27 protein-coding genes and 1 pseudogene are annotated in these 21,679 nt (G+C 44.6%); 25 read left to right on the top strand and 3 right to left on the bottom strand.

The features are described 5' to 3' along the window. Positions 1-129: 129 nt before the first annotated feature. Positions 130-1,197 carry a FliC/FljB family flagellin gene (locus ACGF49_RS19250; protein WP_271859725.1) on the bottom strand — a complete coding sequence of 356 codons (1,068 nt, stop codon included), beginning with the start codon at positions 1,195-1,197 and terminating at the stop codon, positions 130-132. Between the two features lie 274 nt (positions 1,198-1,471). On the opposite strand from ACGF49_RS19250, the gene fliD reads away from it, so the two are divergent. The 6 genes from fliD to ACGF49_RS19220 all read left to right on the top strand — a co-directional run bounded on the left by fliD (position 1,472) and on the right by ACGF49_RS19220 (position 4,750). Further along, positions 1,472-2,893 carry a flagellar filament capping protein FliD gene (gene fliD, locus ACGF49_RS19245; protein ID WP_228901531.1) on the top strand — a complete coding sequence of 474 codons (1,422 nt, stop codon included), beginning with the start codon at positions 1,472-1,474 and terminating at the stop codon, positions 2,891-2,893. 12 nt (positions 2,894-2,905) lie between these two features. Further along, complete coding sequence (gene fliS / locus ACGF49_RS19240) at positions 2,906-3,316, top strand: flagellar export chaperone FliS (protein ID WP_011146214.1); 411 nt, start codon at positions 2,906-2,908, stop codon at positions 3,314-3,316. Then, a complete protein-coding gene (gene fliT / locus ACGF49_RS19235) occupies positions 3,316-3,690 on the top strand; it encodes a flagella biosynthesis regulatory protein FliT (protein ID WP_113043983.1) in 375 nt (124 codons plus the stop codon). The genes fliS and fliT overlap by 1 nt, the downstream gene beginning before the upstream one ends. A gap of 253 nt (positions 3,691-3,943) precedes the next feature. Then, on the top strand, positions 3,944-4,225 hold the full coding sequence (locus ACGF49_RS19230) for a type II toxin-antitoxin system RelE/ParE family toxin (RefSeq protein ID WP_113043984.1): 282 nt from the start codon (positions 3,944-3,946) through the stop codon (positions 4,223-4,225). Positions 4,226-4,236: 11 nt separating this feature from the next. Further along, the gene (locus ACGF49_RS19225) at positions 4,237-4,518 is read left to right on the top strand and encodes a HigA family addiction module antitoxin (RefSeq protein WP_113043985.1); all 282 of its coding nucleotides are present in this window, start codon (positions 4,237-4,239) and stop codon (positions 4,516-4,518) included. Between the two features lie 25 nt (positions 4,519-4,543). Then, positions 4,544-4,750 carry a hypothetical protein gene (locus tag ACGF49_RS19220; RefSeq protein WP_387492328.1) on the top strand — a complete coding sequence of 69 codons (207 nt, stop codon included), beginning with the start codon at positions 4,544-4,546 and terminating at the stop codon, positions 4,748-4,750. On the opposite strand, the gene fliE is transcribed toward ACGF49_RS19220, so the two are convergent. Next, positions 4,731-5,042: a flagellar hook-basal body complex protein FliE gene (gene fliE / locus ACGF49_RS19215; RefSeq protein WP_113043986.1), complete on the bottom strand. Its 312-nt coding sequence runs from the start codon at positions 5,040-5,042 to the stop codon at positions 4,731-4,733. The genes ACGF49_RS19220 and fliE overlap by 20 nt on opposite strands. A gap of 284 nt (positions 5,043-5,326) precedes the next feature. Here fliE and fliF point away from each other — a divergent pair, with 284 nt between their 5' ends. The 18 genes from fliF (at position 5,327) to ACGF49_RS19125 (ending at position 18,413) form a co-directional block, all read left to right on the top strand. Further along, the gene (fliF, locus tag ACGF49_RS19210) at positions 5,327-7,030 is read left to right on the top strand and encodes a flagellar basal-body MS-ring/collar protein FliF (protein WP_387492325.1); all 1,704 of its coding nucleotides are present in this window, start codon (positions 5,327-5,329) and stop codon (positions 7,028-7,030) included. Beyond that, positions 7,027-8,019 carry a flagellar motor switch protein FliG gene (gene fliG, locus ACGF49_RS19205; RefSeq protein WP_113043988.1) on the top strand — a complete coding sequence of 331 codons (993 nt, stop codon included), beginning with the start codon at positions 7,027-7,029 and terminating at the stop codon, positions 8,017-8,019. Before fliF ends, fliG begins: the two co-directional genes overlap by 4 nt. After that, positions 8,012-8,716 (top strand): flagellar assembly protein FliH, encoded by a 705-nt coding sequence (gene fliH, locus ACGF49_RS19200; RefSeq protein ID WP_228901539.1) that lies wholly within the window; start codon positions 8,012-8,014, stop codon positions 8,714-8,716. The genes fliG and fliH overlap by 8 nt, the downstream gene beginning before the upstream one ends. Next, positions 8,716-10,080: a flagellar protein export ATPase FliI gene (gene fliI / locus ACGF49_RS19195; protein ID WP_387492322.1), complete on the top strand. Its 1,365-nt coding sequence runs from the start codon at positions 8,716-8,718 to the stop codon at positions 10,078-10,080. Before fliH ends, fliI begins: the two co-directional genes overlap by 1 nt. 42 nt (positions 10,081-10,122) lie before the next feature. Next, on the top strand, positions 10,123-10,566 hold the full coding sequence (fliJ, locus tag ACGF49_RS19190; RefSeq protein ID WP_113043991.1) for a flagellar export protein FliJ: 444 nt from the start codon (positions 10,123-10,125) through the stop codon (positions 10,564-10,566). Beyond that, positions 10,566-11,879 (top strand): flagellar hook-length control protein FliK, encoded by a 1,314-nt coding sequence (locus tag ACGF49_RS19185; RefSeq protein WP_228901543.1) that lies wholly within the window; start codon positions 10,566-10,568, stop codon positions 11,877-11,879. Before fliJ ends, ACGF49_RS19185 begins: the two co-directional genes overlap by 1 nt. 173 nt (positions 11,880-12,052) lie before the next feature. Further along, entirely contained in the window at positions 12,053-12,529 is a 477-nt protein-coding gene (gene fliL, locus ACGF49_RS19180) for a flagellar basal body-associated protein FliL (RefSeq protein ID WP_113043993.1), read from the top strand. Between the two features lie 5 nt (positions 12,530-12,534). Then, the gene (gene fliM / locus ACGF49_RS19175) at positions 12,535-13,539 is read left to right on the top strand and encodes a flagellar motor switch protein FliM (protein ID WP_112876881.1); all 1,005 of its coding nucleotides are present in this window, start codon (positions 12,535-12,537) and stop codon (positions 13,537-13,539) included. Beyond that, positions 13,532-13,951 (top strand): flagellar motor switch protein FliN, encoded by a 420-nt coding sequence (gene fliN, locus ACGF49_RS19170; RefSeq protein ID WP_112876880.1) that lies wholly within the window; start codon positions 13,532-13,534, stop codon positions 13,949-13,951. The genes fliM and fliN overlap by 8 nt, the downstream gene beginning before the upstream one ends. Before the next feature lies 1 nt (position 13,952). Further along, positions 13,953-14,405: a flagellar biosynthetic protein FliO gene (gene fliO, locus ACGF49_RS19165; RefSeq protein WP_113043994.1), complete on the top strand. Its 453-nt coding sequence runs from the start codon at positions 13,953-13,955 to the stop codon at positions 14,403-14,405. A 46-nt stretch (positions 14,406-14,451) separates the two neighbouring features. Beyond that, positions 14,452-15,168: a flagellar type III secretion system pore protein FliP gene (fliP, locus tag ACGF49_RS19160; RefSeq protein WP_112896021.1), complete on the top strand. Its 717-nt coding sequence runs from the start codon at positions 14,452-14,454 to the stop codon at positions 15,166-15,168. Positions 15,169-15,188: 20 nt separating this feature from the next. After that, a complete protein-coding gene (gene fliQ / locus ACGF49_RS19155; RefSeq protein ID WP_049581963.1) occupies positions 15,189-15,458 on the top strand; it encodes a flagellar biosynthesis protein FliQ in 270 nt (89 codons plus the stop codon). Between the two features lie 2 nt (positions 15,459-15,460). Continuing rightward, complete coding sequence (gene fliR, locus ACGF49_RS19150; protein ID WP_228901545.1) at positions 15,461-16,243, top strand: flagellar biosynthetic protein FliR; 783 nt, start codon at positions 15,461-15,463, stop codon at positions 16,241-16,243. A gap of 121 nt (positions 16,244-16,364) precedes the next feature. Further along, complete coding sequence (locus ACGF49_RS19145) at positions 16,365-16,772, top strand: cytidine deaminase (RefSeq protein ID WP_387492315.1); 408 nt, start codon at positions 16,365-16,367, stop codon at positions 16,770-16,772. 266 nt (positions 16,773-17,038) lie between these two features. Beyond that, complete coding sequence (locus ACGF49_RS19140; protein WP_112895984.1) at positions 17,039-17,299, top strand: type II toxin-antitoxin system RelE/ParE family toxin; 261 nt, start codon at positions 17,039-17,041, stop codon at positions 17,297-17,299. A 73-nt stretch (positions 17,300-17,372) separates the two neighbouring features. Continuing rightward, complete coding sequence (locus ACGF49_RS19135; protein ID WP_113043997.1) at positions 17,373-17,747, top strand: helix-turn-helix domain-containing protein; 375 nt, start codon at positions 17,373-17,375, stop codon at positions 17,745-17,747. A 103-nt stretch (positions 17,748-17,850) separates the two neighbouring features. Beyond that, entirely contained in the window at positions 17,851-18,135 is a 285-nt protein-coding gene (locus ACGF49_RS19130; RefSeq protein WP_011146195.1) for a CopG family ribbon-helix-helix protein, read from the top strand. Beyond that, positions 18,135-18,413 (top strand): type II toxin-antitoxin system RelE/ParE family toxin, encoded by a 279-nt coding sequence (locus ACGF49_RS19125; protein ID WP_113043998.1) that lies wholly within the window; start codon positions 18,135-18,137, stop codon positions 18,411-18,413. Before ACGF49_RS19130 ends, ACGF49_RS19125 begins: the two co-directional genes overlap by 1 nt. 432 nt (positions 18,414-18,845) lie before the next feature. Here ACGF49_RS19125 and ACGF49_RS19120 read toward each other — a convergent pair whose 3' ends face one another. Beyond that, positions 18,846-19,859 (bottom strand): IS630-like element ISPlu10 family transposase, encoded by a 1,014-nt coding sequence (locus tag ACGF49_RS19120; RefSeq protein WP_113043999.1) that lies wholly within the window; start codon positions 19,857-19,859, stop codon positions 18,846-18,848. Positions 19,860-20,210: 351 nt separating this feature from the next. On the opposite strand from ACGF49_RS19120, the pseudogene ACGF49_RS19115 reads away from it, so the two are divergent. Beyond that, positions 20,211-21,373: pseudogene (locus tag ACGF49_RS19115) on the top strand (IS3 family transposase). Positions 21,374-21,679: the final 306 nt, after the last annotated feature.

Here is a 21,679-nt window from a genome sequence, read left to right as displayed (position 1 = left end):
CTGCCTAATAGTATCACAAATTTTAGGCTGTTCCTGATAAACTCCTAAAAAAGAAGGACCGGCGAGCCGATCCTTGATTTGTTTGGATTTTTATGTGAATCAGGTTCACATATTGCCCTAGCTGAGCAATTAACGCAGCAGAGACAATACAGTCTGAGGAACTTGGTTAGCCTGAGCCAGAACCGCAGTACCCGCTTGTTGCAGAATTTGACCACGGCTCATGTTAGATACTTCGGTCGCGTAGTCAGCATCTTCGATACGGCTACGAGCAGAGCTCAGGTTGTTAACGGTGTTGTTCAGGTTGTTAACGGTAGATTCCAGACGGTTCTGGATAGCACCCAAAGAACTGCGCAGGCTGTCAACTTGTGCCAGAGCGCTGTCCAAAGTTTCTAGAGGCTTTTCTGATGCTTTAGCAGTGATGTCTGCACCTGCTGTTAATTTACCCTCTTTAGTAATAGTGGCTTCGAAATATTTTACTTTGCCATCTGTATCGTCAGTACCTTTGACAACATATTTACCAGGATCAACTGAACCATCATCCTTAACGGCTTTATAGACTTCTACATTTTTCAGGTCCTTAACTTTAGCGTCGGCAGTATGATCGATATCTTTCTTCCCACCTGCACCATCGTCAACCTGTTTAACTACTTCTCCGTGTGGAACTTCCGCAGAAATAGTAAATTTACCCAGATTCAGAGCTTCTTTGTCGATTTTTTTCAGATCGATGTCGATAACTTCGTTATCATTAGCACCAACTTGAATGGTCATTTTGCTATCTTCACGCAAAACACGAACACCATTGAACTGAGTTTGTTCAGAAATACGATCAATTTCCTTTAAACGCTGAGTCACTTCTTCCTGGATAGATTTGATATCACTTTCAGAGTTGCTGCCGTTTTGTGACTGAACAGTCAGTTCACGAATACGTTGTAAGTTGGTGTTAATTTCGTTCAGTGCACCTTCGGTAGTCTGTGCAATAGAGATACCGTCATTAGCGTTACGTGCTGCCTGAGTCAAACCTCTAACATTTGCAGTGAAACGGTTAGCGATCGCTTGACCAGCCGCGTCATCCTTCGCGCTGTTGATACGCAGACCAGAAGATAGACGCTCAATAGCGCTACCCAAAGTACCCTGGGATCTATTCAAGTTATTCTGAGTCAGCAGGGACAGGCTGTTGGTGTTGATGACTTGTGCCATAGTTAGAGTTCCTTTTTAAAATCAAGTCGATATATAAGTTTGGGTTTTACCCACGGTGTTCATCACCGCCAACAGTTTTATCGGCGCTCCTCAAAGAACCTTTAATTTTTCTTGAAAAAACTTTTTCTTTTTTATCACGCTGCCCTGATAAGCCAAACAACGTCGGTTCTTCACGACTATTCTTACCATAGAAAAATTATTTTTATTAGTAAACTTTTCTAAAAACTTACCGATAACCGGTTCAATAAAGCTTTACTAATAAAGGAGTCAATAAATGGCTAGCATTTCTTCATTAGGCGCCGGGTCGGGGATGGATCTGGGCTCTATATTGGATAAACTTCAGGCAGCAGAACAAAAACGTTTAGTACCGCTGACACAGCAACAAACCAGTTATAAAGGTAAACTAACCGCTTTTGGTACATTAAAAGGCAGTTTAGAAAAACTGGAAACCGCGTCTGAATCACTGAAAAAATTCGATAAACTTAACACAACCACTGCCAGCGAAAAACATGATGCATTCGTTGCCAGTACTGATTCCAAAGCCAGCCCAGGTAACTACAGTATTGAAGTTAAACAATTGGCACAGGCACAATCATTAAAAACAGAAAAAGTCAATAATATCAAAGAGTATGTGGGTGAATCTTTGGGCGAAGGTAAAACCCGGACAATCACTATTACTCAGCCTGGTGAAAAAAAGCCGATGAAAATCGAGCTGACAGATGGACAAACATCCATCATTGAGATTCGTGATGCGATTAATAAACAGGAAGGTAATGTCAACGCCAGTATTATTAAGGCAAAAAATGGCGAAAATTATTTAGTGCTAACGGCTAAAAAAGCGGGCACTGAATCCGTGATGACCATCACTGTTGAAGGTGATAACAAACTTAGCGAGTTTCTAGACTATCCGGGCACAACGAGTAAACTCACTCAAACCGTCGAAGCTAAGAATGCACTGTTAACCGTTAATAAAATCCCAATTGAACGTCAGACAAACCATATTACCGATGCACCCGAAGGCGTTAAACTAGATCTGAAAAAAACGACCGAGGATAAAGATAAACCAGGGGAATATAAGCCAGAAATGCTGGTCATATCCCGTGATATTGAGCCGATGAAAGAGGCGATTAAAAACTGGGTTGATGCTTATAATGAATTACAAACGACATTTGATTCACTGACCAAATTTAAGCAAGTAAAACAGGGTGAAGAACCGTCGAAAGATAATGGTGCTTTATTAGGTGACAGCACATTACGCGGAATACAGAACCAGCTAAGAAGCCAGATTTTCAGCTCTCAGGCAGTTAATGATATTCCAACCCTGAATAAACTGGGCATTAAACAAAAGTTTGACGGCAAGCTGGAAATTGATAACGAAAAACTGGAAAAAAATCTAAAAGAAAAACCGACTAATGTAAAAGCATTCTTTATGGGTGACGGTAAAGAAACGGGTTTTGCCACCCAGACACATAAACTACTAAAAGATGCTCTGGATAGTCATGAAGGTACTTTAGTTACCGCGACTAATGGCATTAACAAGCGTCTAAAAAACCTTGATCAACAAGTAGACAGGACGAAACAGAATATTAACGAAACAATTGAACGTTATAAACGCCAATTTTCACAACTGGATAAAATGGTCTCTTCCTTGGGAAAAACCGGTAGCTTCCTCTCACAATTACAGCAAATGAGATAATTAAAGGAAATTATGTATCAACGTTCGGCAAGTCAATTATATGCCCAGATAGATGTGGAAAGCGAAATTATGAACGCCTCCCCCTATCAGTTGATTCAGATTTTGTTCAACGGGGCGCTTAGCGCCCTGCGTCGAGCAATTATTCTGATGGAACAAGGTAATATCGCGGAAAAAGGCGCAGCTATTTCCAAAGCGATCAATATCATCGATAATGGCCTCAAACAGGGGTTAGATAATGAAAAAGGTGGAGAGCTGGCACACAATCTCGCTTCCCTTTACGACTATATGACCCAACGTTTACTCTACGCTAATTTACGCAATGATGAGCCAGCCATTACCGAAGTAATAAAGTTACTCACCGAGATTTCAGACGCTTGGCGGCAAATTGGCCCTCATTACAACGCCAGTCAGGATATTGTTTAATGGATAATAAAATGGATCTTTTGTCAGCTTACCAACAGATCCTAAGTTTAAGTGAGCAAATGCTTAATTTAGCTAAAAATGAAAAATGGGATGAACTTGTTGATATGGAAATCACCTACCTCAAAGCAGTAGAAGTGATCAGCCACTCTTCAATATCATCGACGACTTCTCTTTCGTTACAGCAAAAAATGACCAACATTTTGCAGACAATTTTAGATAATGAAAATGAGATTAAAAAACTACTACAGAAAAGACTTGATGAATTAAGTAAACTCATCAAACAAGCAAGCCAACAGCAATTATTAAATGATAGCTACGGCCAATTCCCTGTTGAACCCTATCATACTCTTATGAACTCTACGGAACAAAAGTAATTGAGAAATAAAGGTGATGTACTTTCATCACCATTATTTACCCGTTTTGTGAGCTTGGTTTAGGATGTATTGATTTCAATTCAGATTATAAGAAATAGATAAGAAATCTTGGTGATTAAATCGCCTCTGCCAACAATGAGCAATGATAAGTAAGGCAAACTAGTATGAAAAACCCCGAAATACTGTAACTTGACCTCTGACACCCATATCCGTATAGTATCGCTATACACAACACAATGCTACAATGTCGAAAATGATTAAAAATTTCAAACATAAAGGTCTGGAAGAATTTTTCAAAACTGGCACTACAGCAGGCATTCAACCAAAACATGCTGTAAAGTTACAAATTCAGTTAACCGCATTAAACACGGCTAAAAAACCAGATGATATGAACGCTCCGGGTTGGAAACTTCATCCGCTAAAAGGGGCTGATTTAAAAGGTCACTGGGCTATATCGGTCAATGGCAATTGGCGATTAACATTTAGATTTGAAGGTGAAGATGTCATTCTCGTCAATTATCAAGATTACCACTGAGGAATAACAAAATGGGCAGAATGTATAACCCGGCACATCCTGGATTTGTTTTACGCGAGTATCTTGGGGATATATCTGTAACTGACGCAGCAAAATCATTGGGCATCACTCGCGCCGCATTATCCCGTATATTAAACGGCAATGCCGGCATATCCGCGGATATGGCATTACGTCTAGAGGCTGCATTGGGAACCAGCGCTGAAATGTGGACAGAAATGCAATCTCAATATGAGCTATGGATTGCCTCCCAACACAAAAGACCCGAAATAAAACCGATAATTGCACATCCATAACATCAAAGGCCACCTGCAAATCCGGGTGGCTATCCCCAAACAGAAAATACAAAAGGTTGATAACGATAGATATCAATATACCCAATGGATTTTAAGATGCATCGCGACGGCAAGGGAGCGAATCCCCGGGAGCATAGATAACGATGTGACCGGGGTGAGTGAGTGCAGCCAACAAAGAGGCAACTTGAAAGATGACGGATATAAATTAATACCTACACCTGCATATTCATAATCTCCTGATAAGAAGCCACCAGCTTATTTCTTACCTGGACGCCCATTTGCAAAGCGATACTGGATTTCTGCATCTCCACCATCACATCATTCAATTCAACACCGGGTACGCCTAAGGTAAAATCCTGAGTTTGTTTTGTGGCATTCAAACGTGTTTGATTAATTTTACCCACAGCCGCCGTTAGTTGACTGGCAAATCCACCCTGCAATGGCATGGGTTTTGCGATATTGGCTGCCTGTAATGCCTGAGCCTGCATCTGTTGCAGCACGCCTTCAATTGCCTGAATTGACATAAAAACCTCGTGTTAAACCACCCTATACCCTACGCAATTCAATGCCATATTAACCCAAAGCTTATACGGCATATTTTTAGACTGCCACCCTAACATAGCCCTCTCGATCTAAAGCGGGTAATTAAAGTAAAAAGTCAGGGCTTATTGTGCCATTAAAAGATGAGTGAACAGCGAATAATGACAAAACTGAAAATAGGAAGAATTTTTTCGCTTGCGTATGGGGAGTCTGTTTTGTTACGCCACGCTTTTAGTATTCATGTTGAACAGCAAGGCAAGGATCGTCTATGAGTGCCGCAACAACCGACGTTGAAAATCAAACTAAAGGTTTCAGTGCTATCATTAACCAGATAAAAGCTGATCCTAAAGTGCCATTATTAGTTGCCGGCAGCGCAGCCGTTGCGATTGTCATTGCCCTTTTCCTGTGGTTACGCAGCCCCGATTATCGGGTGCTTTACAGTAATCTGAGCGATAAAGATGGTGGCGATATTGTCACCCAATTAACCCAATTAAATATCCCTTACCGTTTTGCCGAAAATGGCGCTGCTATCATGATCCCTGCCGAACAGGTGCATGAGACACGGCTAAGATTGGCACAACAAGGGCTGCCTAAGGGTGGGGCTGCGGGATTCGAACTACTCGATAAAGAAAAGTTTGGCATCAGCCAATTTAGTGAGCAAGTTAACTACCAAAGGGCATTGGAAGGTGAACTGTCACGCACCATTGAATCGTTGGGGCCGGTGCAAAATGCCCGTGTTCACCTTGCACTCCCCAAACCCTCGCTGTTTGTCCGTGAACAGAAATCGCCTTCAGCCTCCGTTACCGTTGGGCTATTACAAGGCCGCACTTTGGATGAAGGCCAGATAAATGCCATCGTCCATATGGTTTCCAGTAGTGTCGCCGGCTTACCGCCGAGCAATGTCACCATCGTTGATCAAGCTGGACGTCTGTTGACCCAAGCCGACGCTACCGGCCGCGACCTAAACACCAGTCAACTGAAATACATTCAGGAAGTAGAGAACCGCTTCCAACATCGTATTGAAGCGATTTTGGCTCCGGTTGTCGGCCGTGGTAACGTTCACGCGCAAGTGACGGCACAGGTGGATTTTTCCCGTCGTGAAGAGACAGCGGAAGAATATAAGCCTAATCAGCCACCAAATCAGGCGGCGGTTCGCTCAAAACAGTTAAGCGAGAGCGAACAGAGTGGCGGCCCTCAGGTTGGCGGTATTCCCGGCGCGCTTTCCAATCAACCTAGCCCGCCACCGAGTGCGCCGATTGATAAGCCAAATACCAAAGAGAACAACAAAAACGACAAGGGCGATAAGAAAACCTCATCCGCCGGTAGTAGTAACGAGCGCACGGTCAACAGTAATCGCAATAACCGCCGTGACGAAACCACAAACTATGAAGTGGACCGGACTATTCGCCATGTGCAACAACAAGCCGGCGGTGTTGAACGCTTATCTGTCGCTGTTGTCGTCAATTATGCCACGGTAGAAGGCAAGAATGGCCCGGAAACTCAGGCACTACCCCCTGAGCAATTGGCAAAAATAGAAGCGCTGACCAGAGAAGCGATGGGCTTTTCTAAAGAGCGTGGCGACAGCTTAAATGTGGTTAACACGCCATTTACTGAAAGCAAAGAAAATATCGAGGTTATCCCTGTCTGGCAGAATCCGGTTCTGTTGGAAAAAGCCTTCGATTTTGGCCGCTACCTGCTATTGATTCTGGTGGCATGGCTGCTGTGGCGCAAAATGGTTGTGCCTCAACTTGCCAAAAAACGCGCTGCGGAAAAAGCCGCCCTTGAAGCACAGAAAGTTCAGAAAAAACAAATGACTGAATCTAGTGCAGAAATGGATGAAAAAACGCGCCAGAAACTGACACGTCAACGAGTCAGTGCTGAAATTCAAAGCCAACGCATTCGCGAGCTGGCAGAAAAAGATCCTCGCGTAGTGGCACTGGTGATCCGTCAATGGATGAGTAACGAACAATGAGCCTGAACGGAACAGAAAAAAGCGCCGTCATGTTAATGACCCTGGGAGAAGATCAGGCGGCTGAGGTGTTTAAACACCTAAACTCCAGGGAAGTCCAGCAACTCAGTATCACAATGGCAGGCATGCGCCAAATTTCTAACCAGCAACTGGTGGATGTATTGGCAGAATTTGAAGAAGATGCCGGCCAGTATGCAGCACTGAGTATCAACGCCAGTGACTATTTACGCTCGGTGTTAATTAAAGCGCTAGGTGAAGAACGCGCTTCCAGTCTGCTTGAGGATATTCTTGAATCCCGTGAAACCACCACTGGTATTGAGACCCTCAACTTTATGGAACCACAAATGGCAGCCGATATGATCCGTGAAGAGCATCCACAGATTATCGCCACCATTCTGGTTCACTTAAATCGTGGACAAGCAGCCGATATCCTTGCGCTGTTTGATGACAAATTACGCAACGACATCATGCTACGTATCGCAACTTTTGGTGGGGTACAGCCAGCGGCACTGGCTGAACTGACAGAAGTGCTCAATAACCTGTTAGACGGTCAGAATCTCAAGCGTAGCAAAATGGGTGGCGTTCGTACTGCGGCTGAAATTATCAACCTGATGAAAAGTCAGCAAGAAGAGAATGTTATCGAAGCCATGCGTGCCTACGATAATGAACTGGCACAAAAAATCATCGATGAAATGTTCCTGTTCGAAAACCTTATCGATGTGGATGACCGCAGTATCCAACGCCTGTTGCAGGAAATCACGACTGACTCCCTGCTCATTGCATTGAAAGGCTGCAACCAGCAACTGCGCGATCATTTCCTCAACAATATGTCTCAACGTGCCGCAGAGATTATGCGCGATGACCTGGCAAACCGTGGTCCGGTGCGGATGTCGCAAGTGGAAAGCGAACAGAAAGCGATTCTGCTTATTGTTCGTCGTCTGGCAGAAAACAGTGAGATTATCCTAAATGGTGGCGACGATAGCTATGTCTGATAAATTAAACAATGCTGACTGGCAACCCTGGAAACCAAACGAACTCACACAGTGGGAAAAACTACGGGCCAAACCAGAGCCCGTTGATGACTCACAGGAAGACTCTGAGCACAATGAAATCCTTGAACAGGCGGTAATGCTGGATAACCTGAAAGAACAGGCTCGACAAGCAGGCCATGAACAGGGATTTACCGAAGGTCAAGCGCAAGGTTATGAAAAAGGCTACCAGACCGGCTTAGAGGCCGGTTTGGAACAGGGGCGAAAAGATGCTATTCAGCAACAGCAACCTATCACCGAACAGTGGCAAAATCTGCTGGCGGATTTCCAACACTCACTGGAAGGGCTTGACACGATCATTGCCTCCCGCTTGATGCAGCTAGCACTGACCGCGGCGAAACAGATCTTAGGTCAACCGGCGATTTGTGATGGCACCGCCCTGCTCAATCAGATCCGTGAATTTATTCAACAGGAGCCAATGTTGAGTGGAAAACCCCAATTGCGGGTTCATCCACGCGACATGCCAATGGTTGAACAACAATTAGGCAATACGCTCTCATTACACGGCTGGCGCTTACTGGCAGATAACAAACTGCATCCTGGTGGTTGCAAAATCAGTGCCGATGAAGGCGATTTAGATGCTAGTTTGGCCACTCGCTGGCATGAGTTATGCCGGCTGGCCGCACCGGGGGAATTGTAATGACAGCAAGACTCGGGCGCTGGCTGGCGACACTGGATGCTTTTGAGCAGAAACTGGAGAAAACTTCACCAGTGCGTCGTTATGGACGTCTGACCAGAGCGACCGGGCTGGTGATGGAAGCAACGGGTTTACATCTACCTCTCGGAGCAACCTGCCTGATTGAGCGGCAAAATGGCAGCAATATTGAAGAAGTTGAAAGTGAAGTTGTCGGTTTTAATGGCGAAAAACTTCTCCTCATGCCACTTGAAGATCTGGAAGGCATTGTACCCGGCGCCCGTGTATACGCCCGCCCATACAGTGAAGATTGTGGCAGTGGACGCCAGTTACCGCTTGGCCCGGAACTGTTAGGACGAGTTTTGGATGGCGCCGGTCGTCCACTGGATGGTTTTCCTTCGCCAGATACCGGCTATCGTGCCCCACTCACCACACCGCCAATCAATCCTCTGCAACGTACACCAATCAGTGATGTACTGGATGTCGGTGTACGAGCGATTAATGCCCTACTGACCGTAGGCCGTGGGCAGCGTATGGGATTGTTTGCCGGTTCCGGGGTCGGTAAGAGTGTTCTGCTTGGCATGATGGCACGTTACACACAAGCTGATGTGATTGTCGTTGGCTTGATCGGTGAACGTGGCCGCGAAGTTAAAGATTTCATTGAAAACATCCTCGGCACCGCTGGCTTAGCCCGCTCAGTGGTTGTCGCCGCACCCGCCGATATCTCACCTCTGTTGCGCATGCAAGGTGCCTCCTACGCTACCCGTATCGCTGAAGATTTTCGTGACCGGGGTAAACATGTATTGCTAATTATGGATTCATTGACCCGCTACAGTATGGCTCAACGTGAAATTGCCCTAGCCATTGGCGAGCCTCCTGCAACCAAAGGCTACCCGCCTTCGGTTTTCGCCAAACTTCCGACACTCGTGGAACGTGCAGGCAATGGGGTGAATGGCGGTGGATCGATTACCGCGTTCTACACCGTACTCACCGAAGGTGATGATCAGCAAGACCCGATAGCCGATGCTGCCCGAGCAATTCTCGATGGTCACATCGTCCTCTCCCGTTCGCTGGCAGAATCAGGGCATTACCCGGCAATTGATATTGAAGCCTCTATCAGCCGCGCGATGACCGCACTCATTGATAAGCAGCACTACCGGCGGGTACAGCAGTTCAAACAACGACTCGCAAGCTATCAGCGTAACCGTGATCTGATTAACGTCGGTGCTTATGCGGCTGGCAGTGATCCGCTATTGGACAAAGCCATTGAGCTTTATCCCTACATGGCACAATTTCTACAGCAAGATATTGAAGAGCGTAGTGAATATGAAGCTGCCTGCATTCAATTACAACAGTTGTTACCTACATAACGTAACGATTTTCTGGGTGTTGCCATTAAAGCGAGGAATAAGATGCAGCAACAATCACCTCTCATAACCTTGCGTGACCTTGCACAAAATGCAGTGGAAAAAGCCGCCACTCACTTAGCACAAGTTCGTCAGAACTATCAGCAAATGGAGCAACAACTCGTAACGTTGATGGGCTATCAGGATGAATACCGGGAACGCCTAAATGACACATTGAGTAATGGTATGCCATGTACCACTTGGCAAAATTATCAGCAATTCATGAAAACGCTGGAAAAAGCGATTGAACAGCACAAATTGCAGCTTAATCAATGGCAACAGCGGCTTGATACGGCTTTATCACAGTGGCGGGAAAAACAACAGCGCCTTAATGCCTTCGATACTTTGCAACAACGGGCAGATAACAACCGAAGATTACATCAGAACAGAACGGAACAGAAACAGATGGATGAATATGCCCAACGTAGCGCACAACGGAGAAATAAATAATGAATCTCACTCTTTTGCCTGCCGACCTGAAACCGACAGAAAATCAACCAACGCGCAGTAATTCACTCACTGATGCCGATCAACCTTCGGCTTTTGCTCAATTTCTTAATCTGGAAACCGAACTGGCGCAGAAAGGCGGGGTCAAACCAGGAAAAGTATCATCCAAAGAAGGAGAAGAGATTATTGATGATACAGACCACGATTTGTCGCCATTATTATCTGTCCCAAACGAATTGTCTATCGCAAATGAATTATCTACCTCCAATGAAATACCAACGGAGCCTATTACCTCCTCGCTGATTCCCCTTGATGTAAAAGCAGATGCAAACAAACAACCGGTTGCTGTTGATGAGAAACTCATGTCAGCAGAAGAGCTGGCGGCAAGTTTACCCATACAATTATCCGGGTTAGCCATCAAATCAGAAAACCAGAAAAGTAGCCTCCAACCTGACGGACTCATCAAGCATAATGATAAAAACCGTCAAATTAGCGCGAAAGAATTAGCCATTACAGGATTATCGGCTGAAGAGAATCCTCTGACAGAGATTGCAGAACAACCAAAACAAGAAGAAGAAAAAGCAGAAACCTTTTTTAAAACCAAACCTGAAAACAGACTGGTGCAACATTCTTCAGTAAAACCCAAGATTGCTGTCGCAACTATCCAGCATGAAACGACAACTCAGCCCCATCCACGCGAATCAGCATTAACTCAAACTACCGCTCAAGCTGAGATCCAGCACGCACCGACCGCCACTGAAAATCAGCAAATCGGGCAAATCTCCTCTGTGGCAACCTCTCCCCTGCTCTCCGCAGGACACAATCAGACCGCCCAGTTTCAGTTATCCAGTACCTCTACCCTCTTACTGAATGCCCAGTTAGGTAGTGAAGAGTGGCAACAACAATTAAACCAACAAATTATTTTATTCAACCGCAACGGCCTGCAACAGGCAGAGCTGCGCCTGCATCCACAAGAACTAGGTGCCTTGCAAATCCGCATGTCCGTTGAAGATAATCAAGCACAATTACATCTGGCATCGGCTCACAGCCATGTCCGGGCAGCACTGGAAGCGGCATTACCTGGACTTCGCCATGCACTGGCAGAAAGTGGTATTCAACTGACCCAAAGCAGTGTCAGCAGTGATAACGCTAGCCCGTGGCAACAAGAACAACGCTCTGATTCACAACATTCAGGCGGAACCGCAAGTCGCAATGCTGATGCCACCTCGGAAAATCACTCAGCCACTGAATCCACAGTACATTTAACACCTCATCAACTCGCGTCCGCCCGAGGAGGTGTGGATATTTTCGCCTGATAGTGACAAGTAGCTTCACAACAAACGAACGAGTTAGTCGTTTTTTCCCCGTTTGTTCCAGCTATTGCCTGCGGAAATACGCGGGATAATGATTATCGATATTGATGGATAAGTCAGCCCACTATGGAATGCGTGGACACTTATCCGCAACAAAAACAGGAATTTGTCTGTCCATGTCTGACTATAGCTACGAGCATAAACGCAAAAATCCATTTGGGATGATACTGTTAGTACTGATTGCCGTTATCGGTGCCGCCATCGGGGGATACAGTTGGTGGGCACTTAAACAGGCAAAAGAGAGTGACTCCGCGGCATCCAAAGCCATAGCAGTCCCTGTCTTTATGACTCTGGAGCCTTTCACCGTCAACCTGATCGACAATGAAGATCACTTTGACCGAGTGCTCTACATTGGTGTGACTTTACGTTTAGCTGATGAAAAAACTCGCCAGCGTTTCCACGAGTATCTGCCGGAAGTTCGTAGTCGTATGTTGTTGCTATTATCACGCCAAAAATCAGCCGATCTGGCTCATGACAGCGGTAAATTGCGTCTAATGGACGACATCAAGCAAACACTTCGCCCAACCTTGGTACCCGGTGAACCGGATCAGGTCATCACCGATGTGCTGTTTACCACGTTTATTCTGCGATAATCACCATGAGTGACAATATTCTTTCACAGGCAGAGATTGATGCTCTGCTCAATGGCGACAGTGCCAGTGACGACGTAGAAAATACCGCGTCCGGGGAAAATGAGGTTCGCCCTTATGATCCCAATACCCAACGTCGTGTTATTCGGGAACGTCTGCAAGCACTGGAAATTATTAATGAACGCTTTGCTCGTCATTTTAGGATGGGGTTGTTTAACATGCTCCGCCGTAGTCCTGACATTACCGTCGGCGCAATAAAAATTCAGCCTTATCATGAATTCGCCCGTAACCTGGCAGTACCGACCAACCTTAATCTGGTTCATCTGAAACCGCTAAGAGGAACAGCGCTGTTTGCATTTGCACCAAGCCTGGTTTACATCGCGGTAGATAACCTGTTTGGTGGTGACGGACGTTTCCCGACCAAAGTGGAAGGTCGTGAATTCACCCATACTGAACAGCGAGTGATTAACCGGATGTTACGCATGGCATTGGATTCCTATCGTGATGCCTGGAGCGCCATTTTCAAAATTGAAGTGGAATATATTCGCTCTGAAATGCAGGTGAAATTCACCAACATTACAACATCACCGAACGATATTGTGGTGACAACGCCATTTCAAGTGGAAATTGGTGCGTTGAGTGGTGAATTTAATATCTGTATTCCGTTTGCCATGATCGAACCACTACGGGAACGTCTGACCAATCCACCATTGGAAAATGCCCGGCAAGAAGACAGCCTGTGGCGAGAAAGCCTGGTAAAACAGGTTCAGCATTCAGAGCTGGAATTGGTCGCTAACTTTGTTGATATCCCGCTGAGGCTGTCAAAAATCCTGCAACTTCAGCCGGGCGATATCTTACCTATTGATAAACCCGAACGCCTGATCGTTCACGTTGATGGTGTGCCCGTGCTCACCAGTCAGTACGGAACATTAAACGGGCAATATGCCCTGCGTGTCGAACATCTTATTAACCCTGTTTTAAATGCTCTGGATGAGGAACAGCCCAATGAGTGATGCTAAGCAACCCACAGATACCGCTTCAACCGGATCTGCCGAAGATATGTGGGCAGAAGCTCTGGAACAACAGGCCGCGCAACAACAAACCTCTGACAGTAGCGCGGCAATTTTTGAATCTCTGGAGCCTCAGGATACACTGGCTCACTTATCGGATATCGACCTGATTCTGGATATTCCGGTTAAATTATCCGTAGAATTGGGCCGAACAAAAATGACCATCAAACAACTGCTGAGATTATCTCAAGGTTCAGTAGTTTCTCTTGATGGCCTTGCCGGGGAGCCGTTGGATATTTTAATCAATGGATATCTGATTGCTCAGGGTGAAGTTGTGGTTGTATCCGATAAATACGGTATCCGTATCACTGATATCATCACCCCTTCTGAACGTATGCGTCGCCTGAGTCGTTAATATGGCTTTCCAGCCCTCTTTGCATAATGGCGCGGCAGGTTCTGCCGCGCAAACCCAAGCGGTTACTCAAGTCGCCACATCCGCGCCACTTCCCGCAGGTCAGACGTTGATGCAGGTCAGTAGTGCGCTGGCGGGGGTATTGCTATTGATTTTCACCCTCACTTGGCTAATACGCCGTATAGGGCTGTTTTCCAACAAAGGGAAAACTCAGCAACAATTGAGTATCAAAGCCAGTTGCTCTCTGGGACAACGTGAACGTGTCGTCATTGTCGAAATTGAAGATAACTGGCTGGTATTAGGTGTCACTGCTCAGCAAATTAATTTATTACACCAGATGCCAATACCTGAATCCCACCGTGATACCACCGAAGAACAAACTATAAAACCGGCACTATTTGGTCAGATTTTAAAAAATACGCTGATGCGACAAGGCAAAGATGATGAAAAAAAGTAGTTCTCTCTTTATAAGGGATAAGTTTGCATTGTCATGCCGCCTGGGGATGATACTCGCCGCGCTTATTTTACCGATAGATGCCGCGGCACAGTTACCGGGCATCATCAGTCAACCGCTGGCAAACGGTGGGCAGAGTTGGTCACTACCGGTTCAAACATTAGTTTTCATTACCGCGCTGACGTTTATTCCCGCAGCCCTACTCATGATGACCAGTTTTACCCGCATTATTATCGTGTTGGGTTTATTGCGTAATGCTTTAGGCACCCCATCGGCACCGCCTAATCAGGTTTTACTTGGACTGGCGTTATTTATGACGTTTTTCATTATGTCACCGGTTTTCGATAAAGTTTATCAAGATGCTTATCTGCCTTTCAGTGAAGATAAAATTAGTCTGGAAACCGCGTTAGAAAATGGCGCCAAGCCGTTACGGCAATTTATGTTGCGTCAGACAAGGGAAAACGATTTAGCGCTGTTTGCACGTCTTGCTGATCAGCCGCCATTTGAAACTGCCGATTCTGTTCCTATGCGAGTATTAATGCCGGCATTTATTACCAGCGAATTGAAAACCGCTTTTCAGATTGGTTTTACCCTGTTTATTCCATTTTTGATTATTGACCTGGTGGTCGCCAGCGTATTGATGGCGTTGGGGATGATGATGGTCCCCCCTGCAACCATCTCACTGCCCTTTAAACTCATGCTATTTGTCTTAGTTGACGGCTGGCAATTACTACTGGGTTCTCTGGCACAAAGTTTTTACGGTTGACCTGAAAAGAGGCAAACATTATGACTCCTGAATCAGTAATGGCATTGGGAACAGAAGCCATGAAAGTCGCATTGGCGCTAGCTGCGCCGTTGCTGTTAGCGGCTTTATTATGTGGTTTAATTGTGAGCTTATTGCAAGCTGCAACACAAGTTAACGAAATGACACTATCATTTATTCCCAAAATTCTGGCGGTATTTGTCACTACCGTTATCGCCGGTCCTTGGATGCTAAACCTATTGCTGGACTACATGCGTGAACTCTACAGCAGCATACCGGTGATAATTGGCTAGTTATGATCTCTTTTAACAGTGAAATGCTGATCCAGTTCGTCAGTGAATTTTTCTGGCCGCTGATTCGGGTGCTTGCGCTGTTCAGTACTGCGCCATTATTCAGTGAAAAACAGGCACCTAAGAAAGTCAAAATCGGACTAGCCGTGATGGTAACACTGCTCTTGATGCCAAACCTGCAACCTGCGCAAGTGCCTATTTTCTCTGTTGCGGCATTCTGGGTGATGCTCCAGCAAATCTTAATTGGGGCATCACTTGGCCTGACAATGCAAATTGCCTTTGCAGCCGTGCGTCATGCCGGTGAAGTGATTGGTTTACAAATGGGGCTCTCATTCGCTACCTTTTTTGATCCCTCCGGCGGCCCCAATATGCCTATTTTGGCACGAATCTTTAACCTCTTGACCTTACTGTTATTTCTGGCCTTTGATGGTCACCTATGGCTATTATCGGTTCTGGCAGACACCTTCCAGATTCTTCCGGTACAACCACTGCAACTCAGCGCTCAAGGATTTTTACTGCTAGCACAAAGCGCCAGCATGATATTTATCAACGGCATGATGCTGGCTCTACCATTGATAACACTATTATTAACACTGAATTTATCATTGGGGATTTTAAACCGGATGACACCACAGCTTTCCATCTTTGTGGTCGGTTTTCCGTTAACACTAACTACCGGAATATTGGTACTCACACTTTTAATCCCGATGTTAGCGCCATTTACCGAACGTATGTTTAGTGAATTATTTAATCGACTGGCGGTCATTATCAGTGGGATGGTTATTTAAAAATATTATTTAAAACAAAGTCTACCTGGAAAAAACCATCCGTATTTTATATGATATAAATTGTACTATTTTATTAACCCAGAAAAATAAAATAAGCTAACGAGATAGGAGCAGTAAATTAATGAATATAGAACAAGAGTTATATAATGCCGCAGTTAACTTAATTGAAAAACGATACCCCAAAGGATGGGGTGGCGCTGCCGCGGTACGGACAGAATCGGGCAAAATCTTAACCAGCATTGCCCCTGATACCAAAAATGACGCATTATCTCTTTGTATGGAAGTTGGCGCCTATTTAGAGGCCCATAAACTGAATGAAGCGGTAACGCACTCTATATGTCTCTGCCGTGAAGATGCCGGTTGTGAATATATCATTTTGTCACCCTGTGGAATATGTCGGGAACGTCTGGTTCATTGGGGAGGCTCCGTAAAAGCGGCGGTGACTAATGAGAAAAACGAGCTGTTATTTAAAACCATAAGTGAATTACAACCTTATCATTGGTCAGCCGTTAATGGAGAAAAGCTCTAAACTGTATGACTAAGTAGCCCTCTCTTCCCTGACAGTCGTCTCCTAGGCTGTCTTTCCTTGCCAATACAAAATCAACCGTTCTCAATGTCAGTTATAGAGATATCTCTGTAGTTAACATTATTAGCTTACTACTTGATTATTAGACTTACTATTCTTACATTAGAAAAATGGACATAAAAATTAGATTTTCATTGTCAATATCAGACTTTTAATCTAATATTAGTCTCATCTAAAATAGATCTGTTTTTTAATCGATAAGGGAAAAAATGATCAAAGTGGTTTGGTCTGGTCGAGCTGCTAAACAGTTAGCCAAGATCGACATCCGGTACCAAAAAGCGATTTACAAAAAAGTATCGGAACTGGAAAGCTTCCCAATAGTTCAACTGGATATAACAAAGCTGAGCGGCAGCAAAAACCAGTATCGATTAAGAGTAGGTGATTATCGCATCTTATTTGACGTAATTAACGGTGAACCTGTGATCATCGAAGTCAAAGAAGTAAAACGCAGACAAACAAACACCTATTAGCAAAAAATAGCAAGGAAAAATCATAATCTATTGTATTATATTGATTAAATTTAATTTAACCGGAGTAAATTCCATGCCTAGAATCAACTTTATTACTGACGAAAACGGTGTACGGCAATCAGTAATTTTGCCTATAGCGGAGTATGAACGTCTACTAGCCCTGTCTGATCGAGATGAAGATTATGTATCAGTATCATATGAAGTAGGTGAAAATGATGAAGAAACTATCCCACATGAAGTAGTTGGGATCATGGTTGAACAACAAATTAGTATCATTGCTGCTTGGCGTGTTTATCGCGACTTGTCACAATCAGAAGTTGCAGAAAAATTAGGTGTCGGTCAGTCTGCTGTCTCTCAGTGGGAAAAATCAGAAAAGCCTCGTCGATCTACTCTAGAGAAACTAGCTACGCTGTACGACTGCCGTATCGGCCAGCTTATGGTCGACTAAATTCAGAAAAGCCTCGTCGATCTAGAAGCGAAAGGTAGTATTCCACCCATTTAAGTACTACACTGTACTTACTTTGTAACACATTACGATGGAATCATTAGCTATGAGCGAAACTACTTTTACCTTTAGGGTTGATGATGCCCTGAAAAATGACTTTACCGCAGCAGCGAAATCACTCGATCGCAAAGGCGCACAACTACTACGTGACTTCATGCGCGATTTCGTGCGTCAGCAACAAGAAGCGAGCGTCCACGATGCTTGGCTCCGCAGGCAAATAGAAATAGGCCAAGCTTCTGCCGATGCCGGTAATCTAGTGCCAGCCGACCAAGTTGAGGCTAAATTTTTAGCCCGCCGCAAAGCTACACTCCGCCGTTTTGAGGCCAAGTAATGCAATTATTTTGGACGCCAGAAGCCATTCAAGACCGTGAGGAAATATATAACTACATTGAGGTAAATAACCCTTTAGCAGCATTAGCTCTTGATGAACTTTTTTCAGAGAAAGCCAGTTATCTAACTAATCACCCCGACTCTGGTCGTCCAGGCAGGGTTAACGGCACTCGTGAGTTAGTGGCCCACAAAAATTACACATTAATTTATGACGTTGCAGGCAGAATAGTAAGAATTCTCCGTGTACTACATACCGCCAGACAATGGCCTAAATCTTGACACCTGACATGACAAGAGGTGACATTTCCCCCTTCACGGCTCTTAAACTATCCTTGATCTTGCCAATGCAAAATCAATCGTTCTCAATGTCAGCTCTTCCAGTACCGAAAAGCGATTCACAAAAAAGTATCGGGACTGGAAATCTTCTCAATAATTCAATTGGATATAACAAAGTTAAACGACAGCAAAAAATAGCAAAGATAACTTTAATATCCTTAAATTCGCATAGTAAATGCAATTAAATCTTCTTTTAAAAAATTGCACTTATTGAATTAAATCTGTCCTCGATATAGTATTCCTAATACTTCTGTATTCTCATTTTTAAATGATTATGGCAGGTTAAACAAAGTGGGGTGCTACCCCAGTCAGCAGGGAGAGCATGACTTAGTAATAAATAAATAACTTTTCATAATTATAATACACTCACTCTTTTTATTCTCTGCTATTCCTGTAGGGACATGAATTTAAAAACGTTTTCACTTTCTCAAGCAACTGCCACATATACTGACAGCCATGATTTCGTGTCACCGTTTCATGTAAGGATTGCCACAGACGCTCAATTTTATTCAGCCAGGGTGAATAAACAGGTAAAAACAACAGATTAAATTTAGGATGACAAGCCAGCCAATCTCTGACCCGTCGGCTTTTATGGATACTGTAATTATCCAAAATCAAAGTGAGGGTTTCAGCATGACAATACTGGCGTTCAAGTTCTTCCAATACATTGATAAATAACTGAGAATTCTTATTTAACCCGTCAGCATAAGTCACTTTTCCCGTTTGAACATTCAGGCAACCTGCAAAATAATGTTTTTGGTTTTTTCCTGGTGTCACTATACGTTTCTGTTGCCCTTTTAAATACCCGTCAGCACCGATTTTTGGATTCAGCTCAATGTCGACTTTATCTTCATAAAAAACGGGATGTTTTTCTGAACACTTTGACAATGCCTCGGTAATTTTCGCCATTTTTTCAGGGTACTCGGGATCGGGTAATTTAAGCGTCGGGGCTGCCCTTCGCCACACGATATCCATTTTATGTAAGTAACGATAGAAGGTACTGATGGATAATTTTATGTTTAATAATTCATTGATTTTAATTATAAAAAACTCAAGACTCCAGCGAGAACGCAGGCAACCCAATTGCTGGGGAGAATATTGCAATAAAAAAGACAGCAAAGGATAAAGCGGGATTAAATTCCAGACAGCGGGTCTGCCCACAGGCAGGCTTTTGAGTCCTTCCAGACCATATAAAGTCAACCAGTTTATCCAGCGATAGACAGAAGAACGCCTGGCGCAAAGGGTTTTGGCGACCAGAGAGACAGACTCGCCTCGATGCAGCATCAATATGGCCATGAGCCTGCGAGCATAATCTTTATCTCGGGTGTTCTGGATAATTTTTTTCATCTGGCGTCGTTCATTGCGGGGTATAGGTGCTATGATAGGCATAACTCAGTCCGTTTAGTGGTTTGGGATTATTTACAATTGATCAGATTGCAAAAATTGGACTGAGTTCCCTCCAAGTGTTCTACTATTTTGAAAAGTTATTTATCAGGAATGAGGTTATTTGGCTATTTTTCTTTCATCGATTAATTGATGATCAAAAGAGTGAGTAGAGAAGATCGTGTTGAGCCTATGGTTTGCTTTTTTCGAAGGATAAATGAAACACAAGGGGAGCAACCATAAGCCCTTCATTAATTCAAGGATTTATACCCGTTATCTTTCAGGTTGTAGTGGTCTAATAAAACCGGACACCCATTTAAGTGGTAAGATTACCACGTTAGTTAAAAGAGGTGTTCAATGACAAGACAACGTCGTACGTTTTCTACAGAGTTTAAGCGTGATGCTGCCAGTCTGGTACTTGACCAAGGCTACCGCCTTGCAGAAGCAGTTAAGTCACTTGGTGTGGGTGAATCGGTGCTGCGGCGCTGGGTTGAGCAACTTGAGCAAGAACGGGGCGGTGTGACACCGAAGGCTAAAGCCCTGACGCCAGAGCAGCAGCGCATTCAAGAGCTGGAGGCCAGAGTCAATCGGTTAGAGCGGGAGAAAGCGATATTAAAAAAGGCTACCGCTCTCTTGATGTCGGACGAACTCGAACGTACACGTTGATAGACTCGTTAAGAGAGCATGAAGCAGTGGAATTAGTCTGTGATGTGTTTGATGTTGCCGCCAGCAGTTATTACGAACACAAGCATTGCAGCAGGCTGATTAATGTTGAACGGTTAGAGCAGCGCAGTAAAATCACCGCGTTATTTAAAGCAAGCCGCCACTCAGCTGGCAGCAGAACGTTACTGGGCATGATGCGTGCTCTGGGGTATCAGATAGGGCGCTTCAAGGTCAGAAGCCTGATGAAAGAAGCCGGGATAATCAGTAAGCAGCCTGGCCCACACCGTTATCAAACGGCCCGGACTGAACGGTCAGATATCCCGAATCATCTCAATAGGGAATTTGACGTTAGCGCGCCAGATAGTGTCTGGTGCGGTGATATTACCTATATTTGGGCAGAAGGCGGCTGGCATTATCTGGCTGTGGTACTGGATTTATACTGTCGTCGAGTGGTTGGCTGGGCATTATCGGCAAAGCCGGATGCGGATTGAGTGGTTAAAGCACTGGATATGGCATACGAGCAACGCGGCAGACCGCAAAACGTGATGTTCCATTCAGACCAGGGTAGCCAATATGCCAGCCATTCATTCCGGCAAAGGCTGTGGCGTTATCGCATGACGCAAAGTATGAGCCGCCGTGGCAATTGCTGGGATAATGCCCCAATGGAAAGGCTGTTTAGAAGCTTGAAATCAGAATGGATGCCTGTAACCGGTTATATGACCAGAGCAGAAGCCCAGCGGGATATAAGTTTTTACCTGATGGATTATGACAACTGGAGTCGGCCACATCAGTTCAACGAGGGGGTGCCACCGGCAAAAGCTGAGGCTCTCTCTAATTTACTGTCCGGAATTAGTTGACCACTACACTTTGTATGTGCTGAGCTTTGTGCTTTAATTCCCATAAACACCTTTCCTTATTTGAGTTACGTATATTAGCTTGAACATCTATATCGTAACGGAAAGGTGTTTTTCTTGGTATAACCCTTGATTTCCACCCGCATAGCGGGTGGTTTTATGTTTAAGAAGCTGACGCTACTTAAACTGGCTAAAGCCATAAATAAGAACAAAAATGCCGATCTTAAATATCGGCATTTTGCTGTAAAAGAGAAGATTAATTTAATGCTTTAACGTTTCAATTTTATCTCGGCTCAGTCCGGTACTGGT

It is taken from the genome of Photorhabdus sp. RM96S (assembly GCF_042879335.1).
Classification (GTDB): domain Bacteria; phylum Pseudomonadota; class Gammaproteobacteria; order Enterobacterales; family Enterobacteriaceae; genus Photorhabdus; species Photorhabdus kayaii.
The sequence above is the reverse complement of the archived record's forward strand: the minus strand, read 5'-3'. Positions and strand labels throughout refer to the sequence as shown.